Annotated in this window: 21 protein-coding genes; 14 read left to right on the top strand and 7 right to left on the bottom strand. The window is 55.9% G+C overall.

Annotated elements, in window-relative coordinates:
* Positions 1–184 precede the first annotated feature (184 nt).
* Positions 185–1,039, bottom strand: a complete 855-nt coding sequence (locus tag PO881_RS15880; RefSeq protein ID WP_280172053.1) for an SDR family oxidoreductase — start codon at positions 1,037–1,039, stop codon at positions 185–187.
* Between the two features lie 97 nt (positions 1,040–1,136).
* Between PO881_RS15880 and PO881_RS15875 the strand changes: the two genes are divergently transcribed.
* Positions 1,137–1,499, top strand: coding sequence for a helix-turn-helix domain-containing protein (locus tag PO881_RS15875; protein ID WP_222185495.1), 363 nt, complete (start codon positions 1,137–1,139; stop codon positions 1,497–1,499).
* A gap of 33 nt (positions 1,500–1,532) precedes the next feature.
* Here PO881_RS15875 and yghX read toward each other — a convergent pair whose 3' ends face one another.
* Positions 1,533–2,423, bottom strand: a complete 891-nt coding sequence (gene yghX / locus PO881_RS15870) for a YghX family hydrolase (RefSeq protein ID WP_277974088.1) — start codon at positions 2,421–2,423, stop codon at positions 1,533–1,535.
* A 566-nt stretch (positions 2,424–2,989) separates the two neighbouring features.
* Between yghX and PO881_RS15865 the strand changes: the two genes are divergently transcribed.
* The 7 genes from PO881_RS15865 to PO881_RS15835 all read left to right on the top strand — a co-directional run bounded on the left by PO881_RS15865 (position 2,990) and on the right by PO881_RS15835 (position 8,757).
* Entirely contained in the window at positions 2,990–4,411 is a 1,422-nt protein-coding gene (locus PO881_RS15865) for a cytochrome ubiquinol oxidase subunit I (protein WP_277974087.1), read from the top strand.
* Between the two features lies 1 nt (position 4,412).
* Entirely contained in the window at positions 4,413–5,417 is a 1,005-nt protein-coding gene (cydB, locus tag PO881_RS15860; RefSeq protein ID WP_064738586.1) for a cytochrome d ubiquinol oxidase subunit II, read from the top strand.
* Between the two features lies 1 nt (position 5,418).
* Positions 5,419–5,586, top strand: coding sequence for a DUF2474 domain-containing protein (locus tag PO881_RS15855; RefSeq protein ID WP_101761885.1), 168 nt, complete (start codon positions 5,419–5,421; stop codon positions 5,584–5,586).
* 222 nt (positions 5,587–5,808) lie between these two features.
* Entirely contained in the window at positions 5,809–6,675 is an 867-nt protein-coding gene (locus PO881_RS15850) for a helix-turn-helix domain-containing protein (protein WP_277974086.1), read from the top strand.
* 252 nt (positions 6,676–6,927) lie between these two features.
* Positions 6,928–7,071, top strand: coding sequence for a hypothetical protein (locus PO881_RS15845; RefSeq protein WP_162129952.1), 144 nt, complete (start codon positions 6,928–6,930; stop codon positions 7,069–7,071).
* A 274-nt stretch (positions 7,072–7,345) separates the two neighbouring features.
* Positions 7,346–8,128: a siderophore-interacting protein gene (locus tag PO881_RS15840; RefSeq protein WP_222211127.1), complete on the top strand. Its 783-nt coding sequence runs from the start codon at positions 7,346–7,348 to the stop codon at positions 8,126–8,128.
* 89 nt (positions 8,129–8,217) lie between these two features.
* A complete protein-coding gene (locus PO881_RS15835) occupies positions 8,218–8,757 on the top strand; it encodes a PadR family transcriptional regulator (protein ID WP_192412076.1) in 540 nt (179 codons plus the stop codon).
* Between the two features lie 69 nt (positions 8,758–8,826).
* Here the strand turns inward: PO881_RS15835 and PO881_RS15830 are convergent, their stop codons facing one another.
* Positions 8,827–9,114 (bottom strand): SelT/SelW/SelH family protein, encoded by a 288-nt coding sequence (locus tag PO881_RS15830; RefSeq protein WP_192412075.1) that lies wholly within the window; start codon positions 9,112–9,114, stop codon positions 8,827–8,829.
* A 220-nt stretch (positions 9,115–9,334) separates the two neighbouring features.
* Here PO881_RS15830 and PO881_RS15825 point away from each other — a divergent pair, with 220 nt between their 5' ends.
* The 5 genes from PO881_RS15825 (at position 9,335) to PO881_RS15805 (ending at position 15,447) form a co-directional block, all read left to right on the top strand.
* Positions 9,335–11,668 (top strand): TonB-dependent receptor, encoded by a 2,334-nt coding sequence (locus tag PO881_RS15825; protein ID WP_280172052.1) that lies wholly within the window; start codon positions 9,335–9,337, stop codon positions 11,666–11,668.
* Between the two features lie 48 nt (positions 11,669–11,716).
* Positions 11,717–12,739: a ChuX/HutX family heme-like substrate-binding protein gene (locus PO881_RS15820; RefSeq protein ID WP_280172051.1), complete on the top strand. Its 1,023-nt coding sequence runs from the start codon at positions 11,717–11,719 to the stop codon at positions 12,737–12,739.
* Complete coding sequence (locus PO881_RS15815) at positions 12,736–13,578, top strand: ABC transporter substrate-binding protein (protein ID WP_280172050.1); 843 nt, start codon at positions 12,736–12,738, stop codon at positions 13,576–13,578. The genes PO881_RS15820 and PO881_RS15815 overlap by 4 nt, the downstream gene beginning before the upstream one ends.
* Positions 13,579–13,673: 95 nt before the next feature.
* Positions 13,674–14,675 (top strand): iron ABC transporter permease, encoded by a 1,002-nt coding sequence (locus PO881_RS15810; protein WP_277974082.1) that lies wholly within the window; start codon positions 13,674–13,676, stop codon positions 14,673–14,675.
* Complete coding sequence (locus PO881_RS15805; RefSeq protein WP_280172049.1) at positions 14,668–15,447, top strand: heme ABC transporter ATP-binding protein; 780 nt, start codon at positions 14,668–14,670, stop codon at positions 15,445–15,447. The genes PO881_RS15810 and PO881_RS15805 overlap by 8 nt, the downstream gene beginning before the upstream one ends.
* A 72-nt stretch (positions 15,448–15,519) precedes the next feature.
* Here the strand turns inward: PO881_RS15805 and PO881_RS15800 are convergent, their stop codons facing one another.
* Positions 15,520–16,503 (bottom strand): MDR family oxidoreductase, encoded by a 984-nt coding sequence (locus PO881_RS15800; protein WP_280172048.1) that lies wholly within the window; start codon positions 16,501–16,503, stop codon positions 15,520–15,522.
* Positions 16,504–16,806: 303 nt separating this feature from the next.
* Here PO881_RS15800 and PO881_RS15795 point away from each other — a divergent pair, with 303 nt between their 5' ends.
* Entirely contained in the window at positions 16,807–18,957 is a 2,151-nt protein-coding gene (locus PO881_RS15795) for an ornithine decarboxylase (protein WP_280172047.1), read from the top strand.
* Between the two features lie 140 nt (positions 18,958–19,097).
* Here PO881_RS15795 and mltC read toward each other — a convergent pair whose 3' ends face one another.
* From mltC to mutY, 3 genes are read right to left on the bottom strand one after another with little or no spacing between them, the layout of a single operon-like run.
* The gene (gene mltC / locus PO881_RS15790; protein ID WP_192236401.1) at positions 19,098–20,177 is read right to left on the bottom strand and encodes a membrane-bound lytic murein transglycosylase MltC; all 1,080 of its coding nucleotides are present in this window, start codon (positions 20,175–20,177) and stop codon (positions 19,098–19,100) included.
* Between the two features lie 54 nt (positions 20,178–20,231).
* Complete coding sequence (locus PO881_RS15785) at positions 20,232–20,504, bottom strand: oxidative damage protection protein (RefSeq protein ID WP_007890330.1); 273 nt, start codon at positions 20,502–20,504, stop codon at positions 20,232–20,234.
* Positions 20,504–21,589 (bottom strand): A/G-specific adenine glycosylase, encoded by a 1,086-nt coding sequence (gene mutY / locus PO881_RS15780; RefSeq protein ID WP_277974078.1) that lies wholly within the window; start codon positions 21,587–21,589, stop codon positions 20,504–20,506. The genes PO881_RS15785 and mutY overlap by 1 nt, the downstream gene beginning before the upstream one ends.
* Between the last annotated feature and the right edge of the window lie 57 nt (positions 21,590–21,646).

Here is a 21,646-nt window from a genome sequence, read left to right as displayed (position 1 = left end):
AAATTTGCGCAAAAAAGCGTGGGATGGCTTGATCAATTTATGGCAAACGCAGCGGAGATTGAGCTGTATTTCCCTCACCCTAACCCTCTCCCGCAGGCGGGAGAGGGAACCGATAGAGCTAAAATGTGGCAGCGACTCCCTCTCCCCGTGGGAGAGGGCCGGGGTGAGGGCATCAGGCCGCACCTTACTTCTGCAACGCCGCCTTTATCACGTCCGCATACGGCGTAGTGGGGCGACCAATCAGTTTGCTTAGCGTATGGCTATCGTCAAACAAACCGCCTTTTTCGGCGCCGGCATCTGAATCTGCCAGCATCTCTGACAAGCCATCCGGCAAACCGGCACCTTTCAGCGCGGCGGCAAATTCGGCTTGTGGCAGGTTGATGTAATCCACTTGCTCGCCAGACTGTTTAGCAATCTCTGCGCTGAACTGCGCCAGCGTGTAGCTGTCGTCGCCAGCCAGTTCATACACCTTGCCCGCCTGATCGTCACGGCTGATCACTTCGGCCGCTGCCGCCGCATAGTCAGCGCGCGCCGCGGAAGCGATGCGACCTTCGCCGACCGCACCAATAAAGGCATGATGCGCCAGCGCGGGCGCAATACTCGCGGCGTAGTTTTCGGTGTACCAGCCGTTGCGCAGCAGCGCGAAAGGAATGCCCGAGGCTTTCAGTTGGGCTTCAGTCGCACGATGCTCAACGCCTAAACCCAACGGCGAGGTATCGGCATGCAGTAAGCTGGTGTAGGCGATAAAGCCAACGCCAGCGGCTTTTGCCGCATCGATCACCGCCTTGTGCTGCACTTCACGCTGGCCGACTTCACTGGAAGAGATCAGCAGCAGCTTATCGACACCTGCGAAGGCGCTTTGCAGCGTTTCCGGTTGGCTGTAATCCGCCGCACGCAGTGTTACGCCCAGCCCCTGCAGATCGGCCGCTTTCTCGGGCGAACGCACCGCCGCAATGATTTCGCTAGCCGGCACTTTTTTCAATAACGCGTTAATCACCAGACGGCCCAGTTGGCCGGTGGCACCTGTAATCGCAATCATGTTGTTCTCCTGTTGAACTGGTATGAAAACAGCCTAAGCGATAAACTAACTTTTAGTAAGTACTTACAGATTTGTTAGTTTGGAGAAGCTGAGTTAAATGTCTGAAAAGTTGAGTGAAAAATTTACGCGCGGTGAGTTGCTTAACGTGAATTGCCCGTCACGCGACGTTTTGAAGCGCATTACCAGCCGCTGGAGCGTACTGATTTTGCTGGCGCTGCGCGAAGAAACCCTGCGTTTTAGCGAGCTGCGCCGCAAGATTGGCGGCGTCAGCGAACGTATGCTGGCGCAGACGCTGCGCCATATGGAAGAGGATGGTTTTGTGGAACGCATTGCCTATGACGTGGTGCCACCGCACGTTGAGTATCGTTTGACGTCGTTAGGCCGCGAAGTGGAAGGGCAGGTGACTGGACTGGCGGATTGGCTGGAGAGCAATGTGCATCGGATTTTGAAGGCGCATTGAGAAGGGCCGCCATTTATGGCGACCGCCGCACCCTCAAGCGCGTAAATACTTCTCAAACCAACCCAGCGTGCGGCTCCATGCTAATTCGGCGGCGGTTTTGTCATAACGCGGCGTCGAATCATTGTGGAAGCCATGATTCACACCGGGATAAACATAGCCTTCATAGATTTTGTGATTGGCTTTCAACGCCTCTTCATAGGCTGGCCAACCTTCGTTGATGCCTTTATCCAGCGCGGCGTAGTGCAGCAACAGCGGCGCTTTGATGCGTGGCACATCTTCCGCTTTAGGCTGACGGCCGTAGAACGGTACCGCGCAGGCCAAATCAGGGAACGCGACGGCCGCCGCATTGGCTACGCCGCCGCCGTAGCAGAAGCCGGTGATACCCACTTTGCCGGTGCCCTCTTCGTGGTGCATCAGGAAATCAATCGCGGCGAAGAAGTCATTCATCAACTTGGTGGGGTCGACTTTGGCCTGCATCACTTTGCCTTCATCATCATTCCCCGGATAACCGCCCAGCGAGCTCAAACCATCGGGTGCCAGCGCGATGTAACCGGCTTTCGCTATCCGTCGCGCCACGTCTTCGATATAGGGATTGAGGCCACGATTCTCGTGCACCACTGCCACCGCAGGCACTTTGCCGGATGCATTGGCCGGTCGCACCAGATAGCCGCGCACCTCGCCGTGACCTTGCGGTGACGGATAGTGAATGTATTCCGGTTTGATCGCCGGATCGGTAAATTCCACCTGCTGCGCCAGCGCATAATTGGGGCTCATGGCGCTGAGCAGCGTGGCGCCGGTCATGCCAGCGATGGTGAATTTCGCCGCCATCGCAATAAATTCACGTTTGCTGATTTTGCCGTGGGCGTAGTAATCGTAAAGCTCGAGCAGTTCCTGAGGGAAATCCTGTGCAGTAAGACGGGCCATAACCTCTCCTTCGCTGTTTAACTGGTTGATTACTGCTCTAAAAAAGCACAGCTTGTCGCCGCTGGCAAATACCATGCCGCAGCAGGTTAACGTCACTGCGTTTACATCACCTGTTTAATAAACAGCAGAAATATATCTTTTTGTTCTAAAAATATTAGCTTTTAATTAACAATTCTGATCATTCTGCGCTGTCCGGAAATATTTACATGCTCAACGTATTTACCGTAAATAACGCCATTTTTTCTTCGCACTAAAAAATAAATAAATGAAGTGCTTACCTGATAAGCACAGCGGGAATAGGCGGAAAACAATAACAATATTGTCACAATGAATGAGGGTGTTTAACCTTAACGTCGTGATTTTTAAAGTATTAGTTTCTGCTGAAAACAATGATCGAAATCAAAAAACACTGTTATAGTTTTACCGACTTCCCCTGTATCTTTTTGTTCGCACCACTTCCTTTTACATTGGCGCGACATTTCTTTAAGCACGGCGAAATAACCGCTGCGCTCTGCTTGTTAATTATAAGTAAAAATTCGGTGTAATTTGTGGCAATGAGGTAAGCAATGTTTGGATTAGACGCCTTTCATCTGGCCAGGATTCAGTTCGCATTTACTGTTTCCTTCCATATTATCTTTCCAGCCATCACCATCGGTCTCGCCAGTTTCCTGGCGGTGCTTGAAGGGATGTGGCTGAAAACCCGTAACGAGACCTATCGCGATCTCTACCATTTCTGGTCAAAAGCGTTTGCCGTTAACTTCGGCATGGGCGTGGTATCCGGATTGGTGATGGCGTACCAGTTCGGTACTAACTGGAGCGGTTTCTCACAGTTTGCTGGCAGTATCACCGGCCCGCTGCTCACCTATGAAGTGTTAACCGCCTTCTTCCTTGAAGCGGGCTTCCTTGGCGTAATGCTGTTTGGCTGGAACCGCGTCGGTCCAGGCTTGCACTTCTTTGCAACCTGCATGGTCGCGCTCGGCACCATCTTCTCCACCTTCTGGATTCTGGCGTCAAACAGCTGGATGCATACGCCGCAGGGCTATATCATCCAGAACGGCATCGTGGTACCGGAAGATTGGCTGAAAATTATCTTCAACCCCTCGTTCCCTTATCGCTTGTTCCACATGTCGGTCGGTGCCTTCCTGGCCAGCGCCTTCTTTGTCGGCGCGTCGGGCGCATGGCATTTACTGCGCGGTAACGACAATCCAGCGATTCGTAAGATGTTCTCGATGGCGCTGTGGATGGCGCTGATCGTGGCACCGATTCAGGCGATGATCGGTGATGCGCACGGCCTGAACACCCTTGAGCATCAGCCTGCGAAAATCGCGGCAATTGAAGGACACTGGGAAAACAAGCCGGGTGAAGCCACGCCGCTGATTCTGTTTGGTGTGCCGGATATGGAGCAGGAGCGCACCAAGTACGCACTGGAAATCCCGTACCTCGGCAGCCTGATTCTGACGCACAGCCTGGAGAAGCAAATTCCTGCGCTGAAGAGCTTCCCGAAAGAGGACCGTCCAAACTCCACCATCATCTTCTGGTCATTCCGCGTGATGGTGGCGCTGGGCCTGCTGATGATTACGCTCGGCGTGGTGTCTTTGTGGCTGCGTTTCAAAGGCCGTTTGTATCACTCGCGTCCGTTCCTATGGTTCACGCTGCTGATGGGTCCATCGGGTTTGATCGCCATTCTGGCCGGTTGGTTTACCACCGAGATTGGGCGTCAGCCGTGGGTGGTATATGGCGTGCAGCGCACCATTGATGCGGTCTCGGCGCATGGCGATATGCACATGAGCATCAGCCTGCTGGCGTTCATTCTGGTCTACTCGTCGGTGTTTGGTGTCGGTTACCTCTACATGATGCGTCTGATCAAAGAGGGTCCGGTGACCGGCGAAGGTAAAGAGGTTGATCACGGTGGTCCGGGTCAGCATTACACGCCAGCGCGTCCGTTGTCGGCGGCCAAAACCCATAGCGAAAAGAGTGGGGAGCACTAAGATGATCGACTTTTCAATTATCTGGTTTGCCATCATCGTGTTTGGCACCTTGATGTACATCGTGATGGATGGTTTCGATCTCGGCATTGGCTTGCTGTTGCCGTTCAATAAAGATCCCATCGAACGCGACATGATGGTTAATACCGTTGCCCCGGTTTGGGATGGCAACGAAACCTGGCTGGTGCTGGGCGGCGCGGCGCTGTATGGCGCGTTCCCGCTGGCCTACTCGGTGCTGCTGGATGCGCTGTCGATTCCTTTGACGGCGATGCTGATTGGCCTGATCTTCCGTGGCGTAGCGTTTGAGTTCCGCTTTAAAGCCACGCTAGAACACCGTGCATTCTGGGATAAGTCATTCATTGCCGGTTCACTGCTGGCCACCTTCAGTCAGGGCGTGGCCGTGGGCGCTATTCTGAATGGTTTCCCGGTGGTGGGCCGTGAATATGCGGGTTCAGCGATGAGCTGGTTAGCGCCGTTCCCGCTGTTCTGCGGCGTCGGTCTGGTCATCGCCTATGCACTGCTGGGTTGTACCTGGCTGATCATGAAAACCGAACACGATCTGCATCGTAAGATGTCTGCGCTGGCGACGCCGCTGACGCTGACGTTGCTGCTGGTGGTGGGCATTATCAGTATCTGGACGCCGCTGACGCACGCGGATATCGCGCAGCGCTGGTTCTCGCGTCCGAACCTGTTCTGGTTCCTGCCGGTTCCGGTACTGGTGGTGCTGTGTTCGTGGGGGATTGTGCGCGCCATCAAACGTGAAGCGCATTACTCGCCGTTCATCCTGACATTGGCGCTGATTTTCCTTGGCTTCTCGGGCCTCGGTATCAGCATCTGGCCGAACATCATTCCACCGTCGATCACCATTTGGCAGGCGGCGTCTCCGGCGAGCAGCCAGGCGTTTATGCTGGTGGGCGGCTTGCTGATTATTCCGGTAATTCTGGGTTACACCTTCTGGAGTTACTACGTGTTCCGCGGAAAAATCAAAGCCGACGAAGGATACCATTGATATGAAAACCGAGGTCAGCAACATGAAAACTCACTCTGAAACGAAGATTCCGTGGTGGAAGCAGGTGATGTGGCTGGTAGTCATTTACGGCGCAAGCGTGCTGGCACTCGGTGTGGTGGCATCACTGTTTCGTATGATGATGACGGCAGCGGGCATGCGTTCGCACTGAGCCCGCGCACCGCTTCAATCTGTTGATATCACCGTAAGGTCGTCATTCGTGACGACCTTTTTCTTTTCGTGCGCGATAAAAACGTTAGTAACCTAAGCAATTAATGCTTTTCCCGCTGCGCTACCTTTACTCTTCCTTACGTTGGTAATACGTTTTTGTTATATTTATGTGACGAATAACGCAAATTCATGACGTTAACCACCTCATTCGACTATCAAAATCATGCTCAGCCTGAATGTAAAAAAACAGTACATCAACGATCTGGTGGACTGGATAGAAGCGAACCTGACCGACGAGCTCAACATCGATCTGATTACCCTGAAATCCGGTTACTCCAAATGGCACATGCAGCGCATGTTCAAAGAGATGACCGGACAAACGCTGGCGTCCTACACGCGCAAACGTCGTCTGACCATGGCGGCGATGGCGCTGCGTCTGACCAGCATGCCGCTGATCGATATTGCGGTGCGCTTTGGTTTTGATAATCAGCAGAATTTTACCCGTGTGTTTAAAAGTCACTTCTCGATGACGCCGGGTGCTTATCGTCGCATTCCGGAAATGCTGATGAAGGATTTCCACAGCCGCATCTCCACGCAGCGTGAGTGGGTCAATGCGCGTCTGGCGCAGAAGCCGGAGATTCAGCTGTGTGGCGAAGTGATTGAGTGGGAATGCCGTTTCGGGGAATACATCGATCATCAAAATCATGTGGTGGCGCAGCATACGCGCGATTTCATCGCTTTTGCCGGTCAGCATGTGAACCGCGGCTGGCTGGGCTTTCAGTTTAGTCCGGGCGTGCATTCTGCCGACCAGCAACACATCAGCCTGTTCCAGGCGCTGGAGAGTCAATACGCCGATGTGCTGCCGTGTAACGTGCAGAACTGGACCGGCGAGAGGGGTTTGTATGCGGAGATTGACTGGCACGGCGCGCCGGAAGAGATCAACGCATTCACCGCGGAGATTTACTACAACCATTTGCCAGCGCTGGGCGTGGCACGCCGTACGGGCAAAGATTTGCTTAAGCTGGATCTGAAATACAGCACGCCCGATCTGCTGCAAGGCACCTTCTATATTCCGGTGACGGATAAGTAATGCATAATTCGTGCGGTAAACCGTGACAAACCGCACGATTTTATAAACTCACTGACGTAATGAGCGTAAAATTCTTCATCGAAACCTGATTGGCCGCGTAAATCACCAGCCGCCATACATCAGGCTGGATAATCACCTGCATTTCTGGTCCATTCCGGGCCGCTATAGTGAACAGACAAAAAAATTATGCGACTTCTACCGTTGTTCCTCATGACAGCGCTTGTAGCGTTTTCTTCGCTGGCAAGTGCACAAATGGCTGAGCCTTTTTCACCGCCGGGCGGACTGCATCCGCATCAACCGCACTGTGCGCAGCATGAAATCCTGGGCGACAATGTGCTGCCGAAACATAGCCAGGATGATGGCAGTTTCGTGACCTGCGGCAATCACCAGGCGTAATCCGGCTTTAAAATCCGTGACCGCTGCAATCTAAGCGCGGTCTCGGCAGTCAAACGCATTTATGTATTGCGTAGTAAATTGCGCCGCTACACTTTCTGCTTGTCATTTGCACCTTATCCCTCACTGCTCTTCATCGTAGCGGCGCGATTTATCGCGCTGTTTTAACGTGCCAATTTTCCAATAGCATTTTTCGGCATTGCGTCGAAGATATATCATAACTATTCTCTCCCCATCAGATGAGAATGACTTTCACTATCTTTTAGGGAGACACCACTTGCAAACTCACCCTTCCGAACGCGCGCCACGTCGTGTGCGCAATGAACTGCGTTTCCGCCACATCAGCGTGGTCAGCAAGACGCTGATTGCCGGTGAATTCTGGCGCATTGTTTTCAACGGCAGCGATCTGGCCGGCTTCAACTCGCCATCGTTTGACGATCACATCAAAGTGTTCTTCCCGGAACATGCCGGTGCAGAGTTGGCGCTGCCGCAGATCACCGATGAAGGCATCGTTTGGCCGAATGGTGTGCGTCCTGCCGCGCGTGATTACACGCCGCTGGAATTTAACGGCGTCGATTCTCTGACCATCGATTTCTACATCCACGATGGCGGCGTTGCCAGCAGCTGGGCAAACCAAGCCAAAGTGGGCGATCAAATCGCGATGGGCGGCCCGCGCGGTTCGTTGGTGATACCGGCGGATTACGCCTGCCAGATTTACGTCTGTGATGAGACCGGTCTGCCCGCCTTTAAACGTCGTTACAGCGAAATCCAGGCGCAGGAAATTCACCTGCTGGCCTATGCCGATGAAGCCACCGGCCGCGATTATCTCGGTGATCTGCCAAATGTGCAGGTGAGCTGGTTGGGCAGCGGCACCATGCAAGCCGATAACCTGGCACCGATTAAGGCGCAGCTGGATAGGATTGCGCTGCCTGCCACTGAATACTTCATCTGGCTGACGGGCGAGGGCGAAGCGGTGAAACTGCTGAGCGATTACTTCACCCAGGGACGCGGTGCACATACCGATTTCGTGCGCGCCGTAGCCTATTGGCATCAAAAATAACGCCAACGCCGCGCGCGCTGCCGCCTGTGTTGAATTTTGCCAGGCGGCAGACTACTATCAACCTCCCTTAATTAGCGCTCAGGAAGGCAATGAAACAGCAGCGGGATTTTCCATGGCAGTCCGATCACGCACAGCGCACCGTCTGTGCAGGCGCACGCAAGAAGCGTCGGGAGCGGATGCTGGATGCCAGCGATATCCGCCTGTTAATGCTGCACTTTCTCGCCATGAGCTCTGCGCACGGTTATGAGTTGATCAAATCGGTTGAAGAGCTCTCCAAAGGGGAATATTCACCCAGCCCCGGCATTATCTATCCCAACCTGACGCTGCTCGAAGAGATGGATGCGATTCGCGTGGTCGATGCGCAGGCATCGCGTAAAGCCTATGCGCTGAATGAAGGCGGCGAGGCGCTGCTGGCGGAGAATCGTGACAACGTGAATGCGATTATCGAGCGATTAACCTCGCTGGCGATTCTGGTGAATAACCGCAGCATTCCGCAGGTTGAACAGGCGATTCATCTGATCAAATACACCTTGAATCATCGTCTGGCGCAGGAAGATATTTCGGATGAGGCGCTGGAGATAGTGATCAGCGCGCTGAAGGAAGCGGCGGAAAAAATCGCTAAAAGTTAGCAGGTCGCCATGAATGACGACCTTAGGTGCGCGTACATCCGTTTATTCCGATAATGCACGAACCCCAAATCAACTCTTCTTCTTATCCACATGCCCCAACGCGCGATCCGGCCAGCAGACGTCGCGCACGCGCTGCTTCAGCGCTGCCGCATCCGGGAATCCGCCTTCCTGCTTACGCTCCCAAATCACCTGACCATCAATGGTAATCTCAAACACGCCGCCGGTTCCCGGCTGTAGCGTTACCGCGCTTAAATCCTCGGCAAAGGTATGCAGCAACTCCTGCGCCATCCAGGCGGAACGCAGCAGCCAGTTACATTGTGTGCAGTAATGAATGGTAATCGCTGGTTTCTGTGACATAACGTGTCTCATTTAGATAATGAAGTTAACAAAATGTGCGGTCCAAGATACATCTTAGCTTACTGCTAGTTGATAATGATTACCACTTGCATTACATTCCTTTCGACATCATTTATTACAAAAAATAAGTCCATAATTTTTACGGTCTTTTAACCAAGGTCCGTACTTTCCGGCAGCAAGCAAGTGAGCGAATACTAACAATTAACCAGGTATTTCGCGCATGTCTTCACTCTTTCAGGGAACAGCCCAGCAACGTCTTTCCAAAGTTGCCATCTTATCTTCAGCTATTCATGCCGCTTGCAGCTTTGCCGCCAGCGATAGCACCAGCAATGAACCGGTTCTCACCGTCACCGCGCCAAAACAGCAGGCCGGCAATAAAACCACCATCACAGCACAAGAGCTGCAAAAACGCGGTGCGAACGATTTCGGTTCGATCATGCGTTATGAGCCGCTGATCAGCGCCACCGGATCCAGCGGCGGATCCTCTGCCGGTAAAAGCGGTTTCGACCGCGCGGGTTACACCGGTTACAACATTCGTGGTCTGGAGAGTAATCGCGTCGGCATGGATATCGACGGCATTCCGATTCCCGATGCCACCGGCCGCCCTTACGTCAGCCGCACCGGCAACAACACCTTTGGTATTGGCCGCGATTACATCGATCCCTACCTGTTCGGCAGCGTTGAAATTGAGAAGGGCGCCACGGCGGTGGATCAGCCGAATACCTCGATTGGCGGTAACGTCTCGTTCCACAATAAAACCGCTGACGATTACCTTAGCAGCGACAAAAATACTTATTTCGGTTACCAGAGCGATTACGACTCATCGAATCGCAGCTGGCACAACGGCATCACCGCCGCTGCTGGCGATGACGAGCTGCGCGGCCTGTTTGTTTACAGCCGTCGCGATGGCCAGGAAACCCGCAACAACAGCGACGTGAAACAGGCTTATCCGGCCAACTGGCACTCTGACGCCTTTATGACGTCCGGGATCTGGCAGCCGAACGATCAGCACAAGCTGAGCGCTACCTTTGATTACTACCACAAAACCAACCACAGCCATTACGATACCTGGGACACCAGCGGCAACACCGTTTGGGGCACCGCGCAGCAGCAGAGCGATACGCGCCGCTGGGGCATCAATCTGGCGGATGAGTGGACGCCGTACAACGACTTTATCGATACGCTGACCACGCGCCTTTACTGGCAGCAAACTCAGGCGCACGACAATACCTATCTGCCGACCAGCGCCAGCCAGTACGGCTTTGTCTATTCCGATTTCAACGTCGATAGCTATGGCTTCGACACGCGCGGCACCAAAACGCTGGGCCGCCACGAGCTGAGTGCCGGTGTCAATGCGCGCCTCGACAACAGCGAGCGTCCGTTCCGCCAGGAGCCAGCGCCGAGCGCCTTTAGCGCCATCACCCAACCGCAGTCTGACAGCCGCACTTTTGCGGTGGCAGGATACCTGCAAGATAAGATCAATTTCGATCTTGATAGCCACAACTTCGCGGTCATCCCCGGCGTGCGCGTGATGTATCAAAGCACTAAGCCGAAAAATCTCGGCGATCTCACCACCGGCAGCACGGTGCTGACCGAAGAGCAGGTTGATGCGCTGTATGGCAAAACTAACTCCGATACGCAGGTGCTGCCATCGCTGACTTTCCAGTACGATTTAACGCCATCGCTGACCACCTATCTGCAATACAAACGCGGCGTGCAGTTCCCCACCACCAGCCAGCTGTATGGCTCATGGAACCTGGGTTCCAGCTATGCGGGTAGCGCGCAATATGCGCTGATTGGTAACACCGATCTCAAAACCGAAACCAGCAACAACTTTGAGTGGGGCCTGAAAGGCCAGGCGACAGAAGGTGTAACGGTCAACACCTCGGTGTTCTATAACCAGTACAAAAACTTCATCGCCTACACCCGCTATCGCCGCGCCACCAATCCGGAGATGTTCGTCAACGTTCCGAGCAACATCTACACCAGCTATCAGGCTGAAAACCGCGATAAGGCCTACATTTATGGTGCTGAGATATCCACCAAAGTGAATTACGGCACCTGGTTCCCGCAGGTCGATGGCCTGAGCAGCACCTTTGCGCTGGGCTATAACGAAGGTAAATCCAAGTCCAGCTACGCCGGTGACAAGTACATCGATCTCGATAGCGTCGCGCCATTGAAAGCGATTGTTGGCCTGGCGTGGGATGACAAAGCGCGCGGCTACGGCGCCGCGCTGACCGCCACCTTCGTGAAAGGCAAGCAGGCCACGGCGACCAACCGCGAAAGCTACACCAACACCGGCACGGCGATCACCGATTCCACCACGGAATATATGCGCGTGCCGGGTTACGGCATGGTGGATGCAACGGCTTACTGGCAGGCGACGAAAAACGTCAAGCTGAGCGGCGGTATCTACAACATTACCGATCGCAAATACTGGGATTACACCAGCAGCCGCACGCTGACCAGCAGCAACGCCCAGGAACGCAACGACATCAACCTGGCGGTGATGCCAGGCCGCACCTTCCAGTTGGGTGTGAACGTCGATTTCTAATCCCTTTTCGCCCTGCGGCAGCGCAGGGCATTTTCATGGAGCAAGGCAATGAACTCACGTTACGATCACTATCTGGCGCTGAAAGGCGAGCATCCGAAAAAGTACGCGCGCGATCTCGCCGCGCTGATGGGCATTGGCGAAGCGCAGCTGTGTGAAGCGCGTGTCGGCCAGGATGCAAAGGCGTTAAAAGCTGATTTCCCTGCGCTGCTGGCAGCACTGGCGGCGGTAGGTGAAACCAAAAGCATCACCCGCAATGAATATGCGGTTCACGAGCAGGTGGGCAAATATGAAAACCTGCACCTCGGCGAACACGCCGGACTAATTCTCAACCCGCGCGCGCTCGATCAGCGTCTGTTCCCGCATCAGTGGCACAGCGCGTTCTTCCTGCGTGAGCAGAGCGCCCACGGTGAACGTCAAAGCATTCAGATTTTTGATCGCCACGCTGATGCGGTGCTGAAAATCTACACCACTGAAAATACCGATCGCCCCGCGTGGGATGCGCTGATTGCGGCGTTTGTGCTGGAGAACGCGGCGGTGTTAGATCCTCAGCCCGCCAGCGCGTCGCAATACAGCAGGGCGGTTGATGCCAGCAAAGTGGAAGCCGAATGGCGCGCCATCACCGATGTGCATCAGTTCTTTGGTCTGCTGAAGCGCCACAACATCTCGCGACCGCAGGCGTTTCGCGCGGTGGCGGACGATCTGGCGCGTCAGGTGAGTAATGACTCGCTGGCGCAGCTGCTGGATCTGGCGCAGCAGGATGGCAACGAAATCATGATTTTTATCGGCAACCGTGGCTGCACGCAGATCTTCACCGGCGCGGTGCAGAAGCTGATGCCGATGGATAATTGGATCAACATCTTCAATCCCTCCTTCACGCTGCATTTGATGGCGGATCACATCAGCGAAAGCTGGGTGACGCGCAAACCGAGCGGCGACGGCTTTGTCACCAGCCTGGAACTGTTTGCCGCCGACGGCACGCAGATCGCGCAGTTGTACGGTCAGCGCAGCGAAGGCACGCCGGAGCAGGCGCGCTGGCGCGAGCAGGTGATGTCGCTGGAGGCGTTAGCATGAGAAAACTTCTGTTGCTGCTAACTGCGCTGGCGCTGCCCGCTGTTGCGGCCGAGCGGGTGATCTCGATTGGCGGTGACGTCACGCAAATTATCTATGCCTTGGATGCGCAGCAGGATCTGGTAGCGCGTGACAGCACCAGCCAGCATCCGGCGCAGGCCAACAAGCTGCCGGATGTCGGTTATATGCGGCAGTTGAATGCCGAAGGGATTCTGGCGCTGAAACCGACGCTGGTGCTGAGCAGCGAGCTGGCAAAACCGTCGCTGGTGCTGCAGCAAGTGGCGCAAGCTGGCGTAAAAGTGGTGGATGTCACCGGCAAAAACAGCCTCGACGCCATCGCGGAAAAAATCGCTACCATCGGCAAGGCGCTGCATCGTGAAGAGGAAGCCAACGCGCTGATCGAGAAGGTCAACAAGCAGCGCGCGCAGATCCCACAAAAACCGTTGCCGATCAAAGTGCTGTTTATCATGGCGCACGGCGGTATGCGCACTCAGGCGGCGGGCGCACAAACTGGCGCGGACGGCGCGATTCGCAGCGCGGGTCTGATCAATGCGATGGCGGCGGTGCCGCACTATCAGCAGCTGTCGCAGGAAGGTGTGATTGCGGCGGCACCGGATTTGATCGTGGTGGGTGAAGATGGCCTGCGTACGCTGGGCGGCGAAGAGAAAGTGTGGTCGCTGCCAGGTTTGGCACTGACGCCAGCCGGTCAGCATCGCGCGTTGTTGGTGGTGGATGAGATGGCGCTGCTGAGCTTTGGCCTTGATACGCCGGGCGCGATTATCAAACTGCGCCACGCAGCCGAAGCGGCTTCCCCGTCATACTTCAAGCCGCAGGCGCGTTAGCTGCGTGTTCTCACCCCAGTCACTTACTTGTGTAAGCTCCTGGGGATTCGAACACTTGCTGCCTTCCTGCACCTTGAATTATTTAGGGGAAAAATATGGCAACTACATCCGTGATGCGCTGGCTCGGTTTGATGGCCATCAGCACGCTGATATTAATGCTGATGGCGGCCAACTTCGGCGCGATGCCGCTTTCAATGCGCACTTTGTTGCGTGCGCCGCTCAGCGATATGGCGTGGCAAATCTGGATCAACATCCGCCTGCCGCGCGTGCTGCTGGCGGTGCTGCTCGGCATGGCGCTGGCGGTGTCCGGCGCGGTGATGCAGGGATTGTTTCGCAATCCGCTGGCCGATCCCGGTTTGCTCGGCATCAGCAGCGGAGCGGGTTTAGCGGTGGCGATATCGATCGTTATCCCGCTCGGCTTGCCGCCGCTGCTGGCGCTGTGGCTGCCAACACTCGCGGCCTTTGTGGGCAGTTTGGTGGTGACGCTACTGATCTTCAGCTTTAGCCGTCTGGCGCTGGGCAATTTGTCGCGCTTGCTGCTGGTCGGGATCGCCATCAACGCCTTATGCGGTGCGGCGGTCGGCGTGCTGTCGTGGCTGAGTAACGATCAGCAGTTGCGTCAGTTGGCGTTGTGGGGCATGGGCAGTTTGAGCGCGGCGCAGTGGCCGAGCCTGGCGGTGTGCGCGGTGCTGATTCTGCCGGCGCTGATAGCGATTCAGCTGCGCGCGCGTCGTCTCAATTTGCTGCAACTCGGCGAAGAGGATGCACATTACATGGGCATCGACGTTAAGCGCACGCAGCGTCAGCTGCTGGTGTTGAGCGCGTTGCTGGTAGGCACCGCCGTGGCGGTGAGTGGCATTATCGGCTTTGTCGGTTTAGTGGTGCCGCACCTGATGCGTTTCTGTCTCGGCAGCGATCATCGCTGGATGCTGCCCGGTTCGGCGCTGGCGGGCGCGATTTTGCTGCTGCTGGCCGATACGCTGGCGCGCACCGTGGTGGTGCCAGCGGAAATGCCGGTTGGCCTGTTAACCAGCCTACTGGGCGGCCCGTGGTTTCTCTGGCTGATTCTGCGTGAGCAAAGGGGGATGAATGAGTGACTGCATGCAGGCACGCGGGCTGCGATTTAGCCACGGCTCACGCGCGTTGATCGACGACGTTTCCCTGACTTTGCAGCCTGGCGAAATGATCGCGCTGATCGGCCCCAACGGCGCGGGGAAATCCACGCTGCTGCGCTTGCTGACCGGCTTTCTCACGCCGCAAGCGGGCGAGTGCTGGCTCGGCGATCGTCCGCTAAACAGTTGGCCGCGGGAACCGCTGGCGCAGCGCCGCGCGGTGATGCGTCAGCAAAATAGCGTCGGTTTTCCGCTGCCCGCCGCCGATGTGGTGGCGATGGGCCGCGCGCCCTGGCCGCGCGCTCAATCCAAAGCGGTGATCGACGAGGTGATGCACATTACCGGCAGCCTTGAGCTGGCACAGCGCGATTATCGATCGCTTTCCGGTGGGGAACAGCAGCGCGTGCAGCTGGCGCGCGTGCTGGCTCAGCTGTGGCACGATGACGGGCCACGCGGCTGGCTGTTTCTCGACGAACCCACTTCCGCGCTGGATCTGTTCTGGCAGCAGCACAGTTTGCGTTTGCTGCATCGCCTGACGCGCAACGGACGCTTCAGCGTCTGCACCGTGCTGCACGATCTTAACCTCGCGTCGCTGTGGTCGGATCGCGTGCTGTTACTGCATCAGGGCAAGCTGGTGGCGGAAGGCGCACCCAATGAGGTGATGACTGAACACACGCTGACGCGCTGGTATCAGGCGGAGTTGGATGTGGTGATGCAAGATGAGAAGGGCAGACCGCAGATTCAACTGCGTGCCTGAAACCGTAGCGGCGCGATTTATCGCGCTCTGTGAAAAGACGCGCCATAAATTGCGCCGCTACGTAATGTGCGATTATCTGCAATCGACGATCAATCTGCCGCGTACTTTACCGGCCAGCAGCTGTTCGGCACCTTCGCGCGCTTCGCTCAGCGGAATCATCTTGGTTAACTGCTGTAGCAGGTCGCCATCCACCAGTTCCGCCAGGCGCTGCCACGCCTGCTGCCGCAGCGGTTTTGCACACATCACGCTATCCACGCCCGCCAGCACCACGCCGCGCAAAATGAACGGCGCGACGCTGGTCGGCAGATCCAAACCTTGCGCCATGCCGCACGCGGCTACCACGCCATCGCGCTTGATGCCCGCTAACACATTGGCCAGCGTGTGGCTGCCGACGCTATCAATCGCCGCCGCCCAGCGCTCTTTCGCCAGCGGTTTGCCCGGCTCGCTCAGCTCTGCGCGATCGATAATCGACGTCGCGCCCAGCGTGTTGATCAGGTAATCGCTGTCGCTGGCGCGACCGCTGGAAGCCACTACTTCATAGCCAAGCCGCGCCAGCAGGCTAACGGCAAAGCTGCCAACGCCGCCACTCGCGCCAGTGACTAAAACCGGGCCGTGCTGCGGCGTGATGCCCTGTTTTTCCAGCGCCAGCACGCACAACATGGCGGTGAAGCCCGCGGTGCCAATTGCCATGGTTTGTAGCGGGCTCAGTGCGGCCGGCACTTGTACCAGCCAGTCGCCCGAGACGCTGGCTTTCTGCGCCAGCCCGCCCCAATGCTTTTCGCCTACGCCCCAGCCAGTGAGCAGCGCCACGTCGTCCTGCTGCCATTCGGCATGGCGGCTGCTGATCACCCGACCAACAAAGTCGATGCCCGGCACCATCGGGAATTGCCGCACAATCGGGCCTTTGTTGCAGATGGCGAGCGCGTCTTTGTAGTTGAGCGTGGAGTAGCTTACTTCGAGGGTGACATCCTGATCGGGCAGTTGTTTTTCTGACAGATCTTTCAGGGATGTGCGATATCCCTGTTCATCATTTTCAATGACCAATGCCTTGAACATGCAGCCTCCGGCTGGTTGAGGAAAGTGGGGGTATAGTACTCCTTTTTTGCCCTCACCCTAACCCTCTCCCACAGGTGGGGCAGGGAACTGATCCAGCATACCTTAACTCTCGCTCGGACGGCGCCCTCGCCCGCTTGCGGGAGAGGGCTGGGGTGAGGGGCCAGCGCAGCGGTTGTTCCGGCAAAAAAAAGATGACATGATTGCGCCCCAGTTAGTGTTCAACTCCCAGATTGACTTCGCCGAGGAAACCTCCTCATTGCTGTGCCATCGGCACCCACTCATCCTCTCTCAGGGATTTGTGTTATGAACCCATTGAAAATTGCTGCCAGCGTTGCTGTAGCGCCAACCCTTAGTCTTAACACTGCGCGCGACGTGGTGACGCTGGACAATACCGACTTTACCGATGTCGCTGCGGTCGTGATCACCTTGTCGGACACGCGCAGTGGCGTGCTGACACTATTGCGCAAGGTCGGCTTTAATCTGCCGGTGTTTGTCGCCAATGCGTTCGATGAAGAAGTGCTGAAGCTGCCGGGCATCACCGGCGAAATTAACGGTGCGCCAGAAGAGTGGGACGCGCTGGAGGACGCCGCGCAGGCGTATGAAGCCGAGTTGCTGCCGCCATTTTTCGACACGCTCACGCGCTACGTCGATATGCAGAACAGCACGTTTGCCTGCCCGGGACATCAGGGTGGTGCCTTCTTCCGTAAACATCCGGCGGGACGTCAGTTCTATGAGTTCTACGGCGAGAACGTCTTCCGTTCGGATATGTGCAACGCCGACGTCAAGCTCGGCGATCTGCTGATCCACGAAGGCTCAGCCAAAGATGCGCAGAAGTTCGCGGCGAAAGTGTTTAACGCCGACAAAACCTACTTCGTGCTTAACGGCACCTCCAGCGCCAATAAAGTGGTCACCAACGCGCTGCTGACGCGCGGCGATCTGGTGCTGTTTGACCGCAATAACCACAAATCCAACCATCATGGCGCACTGATTCAGGCGGGCGCCACGCCGGTGTATCTGGAAGCGGCGCGTAATCCGTTTGGCTTTATCGGCGGCATTGATGCGCACTGTTTTGACGATGCTTATCTGCGTGATCAAATTGCCAAAGTGGCGCCCGATCGTGCCAACGATCAACGTCCATTCCGCCTGGCGATTATTCAGCTCGGCACTTACGATGGCACGGTGTACAACGCGCGTCAGGTGGTCGATCGCATCGGACATCTGTGCGATTACATCCTGTTTGATTCAGCGTGGGTGGGTTACGAGCAGTTTATTCCGCTGATGGCCGGCTGTTCACCGCTGACGCTGGAGTTGAACGAGAACGATCCGGGCATTTTTGTCACGCAGTCGGTACACAAGCAGCTGGCCGGTTTCTCACAGACGTCGCAAATCCATAAGAAAGACAATCACATCCGTGGGCAGCAGCGTTTCTGTCCGCACAAACGCCTCAACAATGCGTTTATGCTGCACGCCTCAACCAGCCCGTTCTATCCGCTGTTTGCCGCGCTGGATATCAACGCCCGCATGCACAAAGGCGAGGCGGGACGCAGCATGTGGCACGAGTGCGTCACCATCGGCATTGATGCGCGTAAAGCGATTCTGGAACGTTGCGAAATGATTCAGCCGTTCCTGCCGGAGAAAGTGCACGGCAAGCTGTGGCAAGCGGCGGAAACGGAAGCCATCGCCGTCGATCCGGCATACTTCAGCCTTGAACCGGGCGCAAAGTGGCACGGTTTTGAGGGTTACGCGCAGCAACAGTATCTTGTAGATCCCTGCAAGCTGCTGCTCACCACCACGGGGATTGATGCCGCCAGCGGCGAGTACACCAGCTTCGGCATTCCAGCGACCATTCTGGCCAACTATCTGCGCGAGAACGGCATCGTGCCGGAGAAGTGCGACCTCAACTCGATTCTGTTCCTGCTGACGCCAGCAGAAACGCCTGAGAAGATGGCGCATCTGGTGGCGATGCTGGTGCAGTTTGAGCAGCACGTGCGCGAGGATGCGCTGCTAGCGGAAGTGCTGCCGAGCGTGTATCGCAAGAATATTGAGCGTTACAAAGGCTACACGCTGCGCCGCTTGTGTCAGGAGATGCACGATCTCTACGTCAGTTTTGACGTTAAGGATCTGCAGAAAGCGATGTTCCGTTCAGCCTGCTTCCCGCCGGTGCAAGTGAATCCGCAGGATGCACATCAGGCTTATATTCGTGGTGAAGTGGAGCTGGTAAAGATTGCCGATGCTGAAGGGCGCATAGCGGCCGAAGGCGCGTTGCCATATCCGCCCGGCGTGTTGTGCGTGGTGCCAGGCGAAGTGTGGGGCGGCGCGGTACAGCGCTATTTCCTCGCGCTGGAAGAGGGCATCAATCTGCTGCCGGGCTTCTCGCCAGAGCTGCAAGGGGTTTACACCGAAGAAGATGAGCACGGGCATAAGCATCTGGTGGCGAATATGATGGTGAGCTGATTGCACTTGTCCTCACCCTAACCCTCTCCCGCACGCGGGAGAGGGAATGTTTAGAGGGCGCTCATTGTTACGTACGTGCTGGATCGGCCCCTTCTCCCGCGAGCGGGAGAAGGTTGGGATGAGGGACAAACCGCACCAGCTTAAAATCGTCGATAACTGCGCTGCGCCTGGCTCACTTTGTACAGATAACGCCGTGATTCTGCCGATGGATGGTTGGTGGTCAGCGTCTGGTAAACTTCCGTCGGCGACATACTATTTATTGACGAGAACGCGCGATCCTTATCGCTGGAGAACACGCGTAGCACGCTGCCCGCGCCGCCGTTGTACGCGGTGATCACCGCATAACGCCGTGATGTCGGATCCTGAATCCCACCTAAATAACTTCTCTGCAGCAGCGACAAATACGCGGTGCCCGCATCAATATTATTCTCAGGATCAAGCAGATAGCTGCGGCTCGGTTTGCCACCTTTGCCCTTCATACGGAACACATCAACACCGGCGGTATGCTGCACCACCTGCATTAATCCCAGCGCATCAGCGTGGCTCACCGCATACGGGTTGAAGCTCGATTCAATCTGCATAATCGCCAGAATCAGTGACGCATCCACGCCATATTGTTCAGCGGCTTTACGCACCATTGGCAGATATTTGTGCGCACGTTTGTCGAGGTGGTTTGGCACCATCGGAATGGTAACCGACCAGATGACGTGCAATCCGGAGGTGCGTTTCTGCAGTTTGTTTTGAATCAGATAATCAGCAAAGCTGCCGGCGCGGCCCTGCCAGCGGATCGGCTGGCCGGTATTATCCAGCACCTGGCCGTACAGCAGCGGCTCTTTACTGATTTGAATATCGTTGGCATCGGAGTAGAGATCGACATTGCCCGGATCTTCGCCAATCAACAGCGTGGTGATGATCGCCTGACGCAGGCTGGCCATCGGATCGGTGCCGGAAATGGTCTCAATGGTGATGCTACCGCTGTCAAAGTTGATGTGACTGCGGGTGTAATAACCGTCGCTATATTTGACGTAATCTTTCGGTCCGGCGATCAGAACTTCATTGATTCCCCAAATGTTTTCAATATTGTGGGCAAACTGGCCCATCAAAATATCGAAACCGTTGGTGTCCTTGACCCACTCTTCATGAAACTGCGATTTTTTTTGTCCGGAGCAGGAGACCAAAAGTGGTGCAATCACCAAGAGCGCTATCAGTTTTTTATTCATTGTTAATGCGTGCCTGAATCGAAAAAGAGGGCCTCAAAGGGAAGCCCTGAACGGTTATTTTTCTGGCGGGGTGTAACCTTCAATGTGCACATCTTTGCCTTCGAACAGGAAATTGATCATCTCCTTCTCCAGCACTTTGCGATCTTCCGGGTTCATCATGCTCAATTTCTTCTCATTGATCAGCATGGTTTGCTTGGACATCCACTGCTGCCAGGCCTCTTTGGAGATCTCATTAAAGATGCGCTTACCCAATTCGCCAGGATAGAGCTGAAAGTCCTGACCTTCAGCGTCGCGTTGCAGATAAGTACAAAAAATGGTGCGGCTCATTACTCTTCCTCTTCGGTCACGTCTGCTCGACGCGTAAGCTGCTGGGGATGGCGCAATTCATGCAGCAAGCGCTCAACCGGCGCCGCCAAACCCACTGACGGTGGTTGCGCTAAGTTATACCAGAGACCGCCCGCTTCATCCATCAGCGACCCAGCGGAAGGCTTTGCGAGCCACATAGGCACAATATCTAAGTGGAAATGGCTGAAGGTGTGGCGGAATGCGGTGAGCTGCTGCGGTTTAACATGAATGCCGCGCTCAGTTAGCCAGTCAGTTAGCGCTTGCTCACTTGTAAACTGCGGGAAGCAGAACAGTCCGCCCCACAGGCCAACCGGCGGGCGCTGCTCTAACCACACGTCATCGTCATCCTGCATCATCAGCATCCAGCCGCTACGTTCTGGCAAGGTCTGTTTGGGTTTCTTACCGGGATACTCCGCCCAGCTGTTGTTGGCATAAGCAACGCATCTGCTATTAAGCGGGCAGATTTCGCATTTAGGGCGTGAGCGAGTACATACTAATGCGCCAAGGTCCATCATCGCCTGATTGAACTGGCTGACGCCTGCCGCTGGCGTCACTTCTTCGCTGATCTGCCATAGCCGTTTTTCAACCTCCTTTTTACCCGGCCAGCCGCCCACCGCGTAGCAGCGCGCCAGCACGCGTTTTACGTTGCCATCCAGAATTGGGAAGTGCAGACCGAGCGACAGCGATAACACCGCGCCCGCGGTAGAACGGCCAATGCCCGGCAGCGCCGCGACATCGTCGAAGTTTCGCGGGAACTCGCCGCCGTGCTTCTCCACCACCTGTTTCGCGGCTTTGTGCAGATTGCGCGCGCGCGCGTAATAGCCGAGACCGGTCCACAGATGCAGCACTTCGTCCAGCGGTGCCGCTGCCAGATCGGCCACCGTCGGGAAGCGCGCCATAAAGCGTTCAAAATAGGGAATGACGGTAGCAACCTGGGTTTGCTGCAGCATCACTTCAGAGAGCCATACCTTGTACGGCGTTTTCTCCTGCTGCCACGGCAGGGTTTTGCGACCAAAGCGCTGATACCAATCCAGCACTTGTTGCGCGAACGTCGGCGCTTGCATCATAAGAAGGAAATTTTCCGTGTTTACTCTACAATCAGGCAGGAATTCCAGCACAGAGAC

This window comes from Pantoea sp. SS70, from assembly GCF_029866845.1.
GTDB classification, from domain to species: domain Bacteria; phylum Pseudomonadota; class Gammaproteobacteria; order Enterobacterales; family Enterobacteriaceae; genus Pantoea; species Pantoea leporis.
This window is presented reverse-complemented; position numbering and strand designations above follow the sequence as displayed.

Coding starts and splice junctions, on each gene's coding strand:
- PO881_RS15800 (WP_280172048.1), bottom strand. CDS start 16,503: ATGTTCAAGGCATTGGTCATTGAAAATGATGAACAGGGATATCGCACA.
- PO881_RS15830 (WP_192412075.1), bottom strand. CDS start 9,114: ATGTCACAGAAACCAGCGATTACCATTCATTACTGCACACAATGTAAC.
- PO881_RS15850 (WP_277974086.1), top strand. CDS start 5,809: ATGCTCAGCCTGAATGTAAAAAAACAGTACATCAACGATCTGGTGGAC.
- PO881_RS15820 (WP_280172051.1), top strand. CDS start 11,717: ATGAACTCACGTTACGATCACTATCTGGCGCTGAAAGGCGAGCATCCG.
- PO881_RS15875 (WP_222185495.1), top strand. CDS start 1,137: ATGTCTGAAAAGTTGAGTGAAAAATTTACGCGCGGTGAGTTGCTTAAC.
- PO881_RS15880 (WP_280172053.1), bottom strand. CDS start 1,039: ATGATTGCGATTACAGGTGCCACCGGCCAACTGGGCCGTCTGGTGATT.
- PO881_RS15845 (WP_162129952.1), top strand. CDS start 6,928: ATGGCTGAGCCTTTTTCACCGCCGGGCGGACTGCATCCGCATCAACCG.
- PO881_RS15810 (WP_277974082.1), top strand. CDS start 13,674: ATGGCAACTACATCCGTGATGCGCTGGCTCGGTTTGATGGCCATCAGC.
- mltC (WP_192236401.1), bottom strand. CDS start 20,177: ATGAATAAAAAACTGATAGCGCTCTTGGTGATTGCACCACTTTTGGTC.
- PO881_RS15795 (WP_280172047.1), top strand. CDS start 16,807: ATGAACCCATTGAAAATTGCTGCCAGCGTTGCTGTAGCGCCAACCCTT.
- PO881_RS15805 (WP_280172049.1), top strand. CDS start 14,668: ATGAGTGACTGCATGCAGGCACGCGGGCTGCGATTTAGCCACGGCTCA.
- PO881_RS15825 (WP_280172052.1), top strand. CDS start 9,335: ATGTCTTCACTCTTTCAGGGAACAGCCCAGCAACGTCTTTCCAAAGTT.
- yghX (WP_277974088.1), bottom strand. CDS start 2,423: ATGGCCCGTCTTACTGCACAGGATTTCCCTCAGGAACTGCTCGAGCTT.
- PO881_RS15815 (WP_280172050.1), top strand. CDS start 12,736: ATGAGAAAACTTCTGTTGCTGCTAACTGCGCTGGCGCTGCCCGCTGTT.
- cydB (WP_064738586.1), top strand. CDS start 4,413: ATGATCGACTTTTCAATTATCTGGTTTGCCATCATCGTGTTTGGCACC.
- PO881_RS15855 (WP_101761885.1), top strand. CDS start 5,419: ATGAAAACCGAGGTCAGCAACATGAAAACTCACTCTGAAACGAAGATT.
- PO881_RS15835 (WP_192412076.1), top strand. CDS start 8,218: ATGAAACAGCAGCGGGATTTTCCATGGCAGTCCGATCACGCACAGCGC.
- PO881_RS15785 (WP_007890330.1), bottom strand. CDS start 20,504: ATGAGCCGCACCATTTTTTGTACTTATCTGCAACGCGACGCTGAAGGT.
- mutY (WP_277974078.1), bottom strand. CDS start 21,589: ATGATGCAAGCGCCGACGTTCGCGCAACAAGTGCTGGATTGGTATCAG.
- PO881_RS15865 (WP_277974087.1), top strand. CDS start 2,990: ATGTTTGGATTAGACGCCTTTCATCTGGCCAGGATTCAGTTCGCATTT.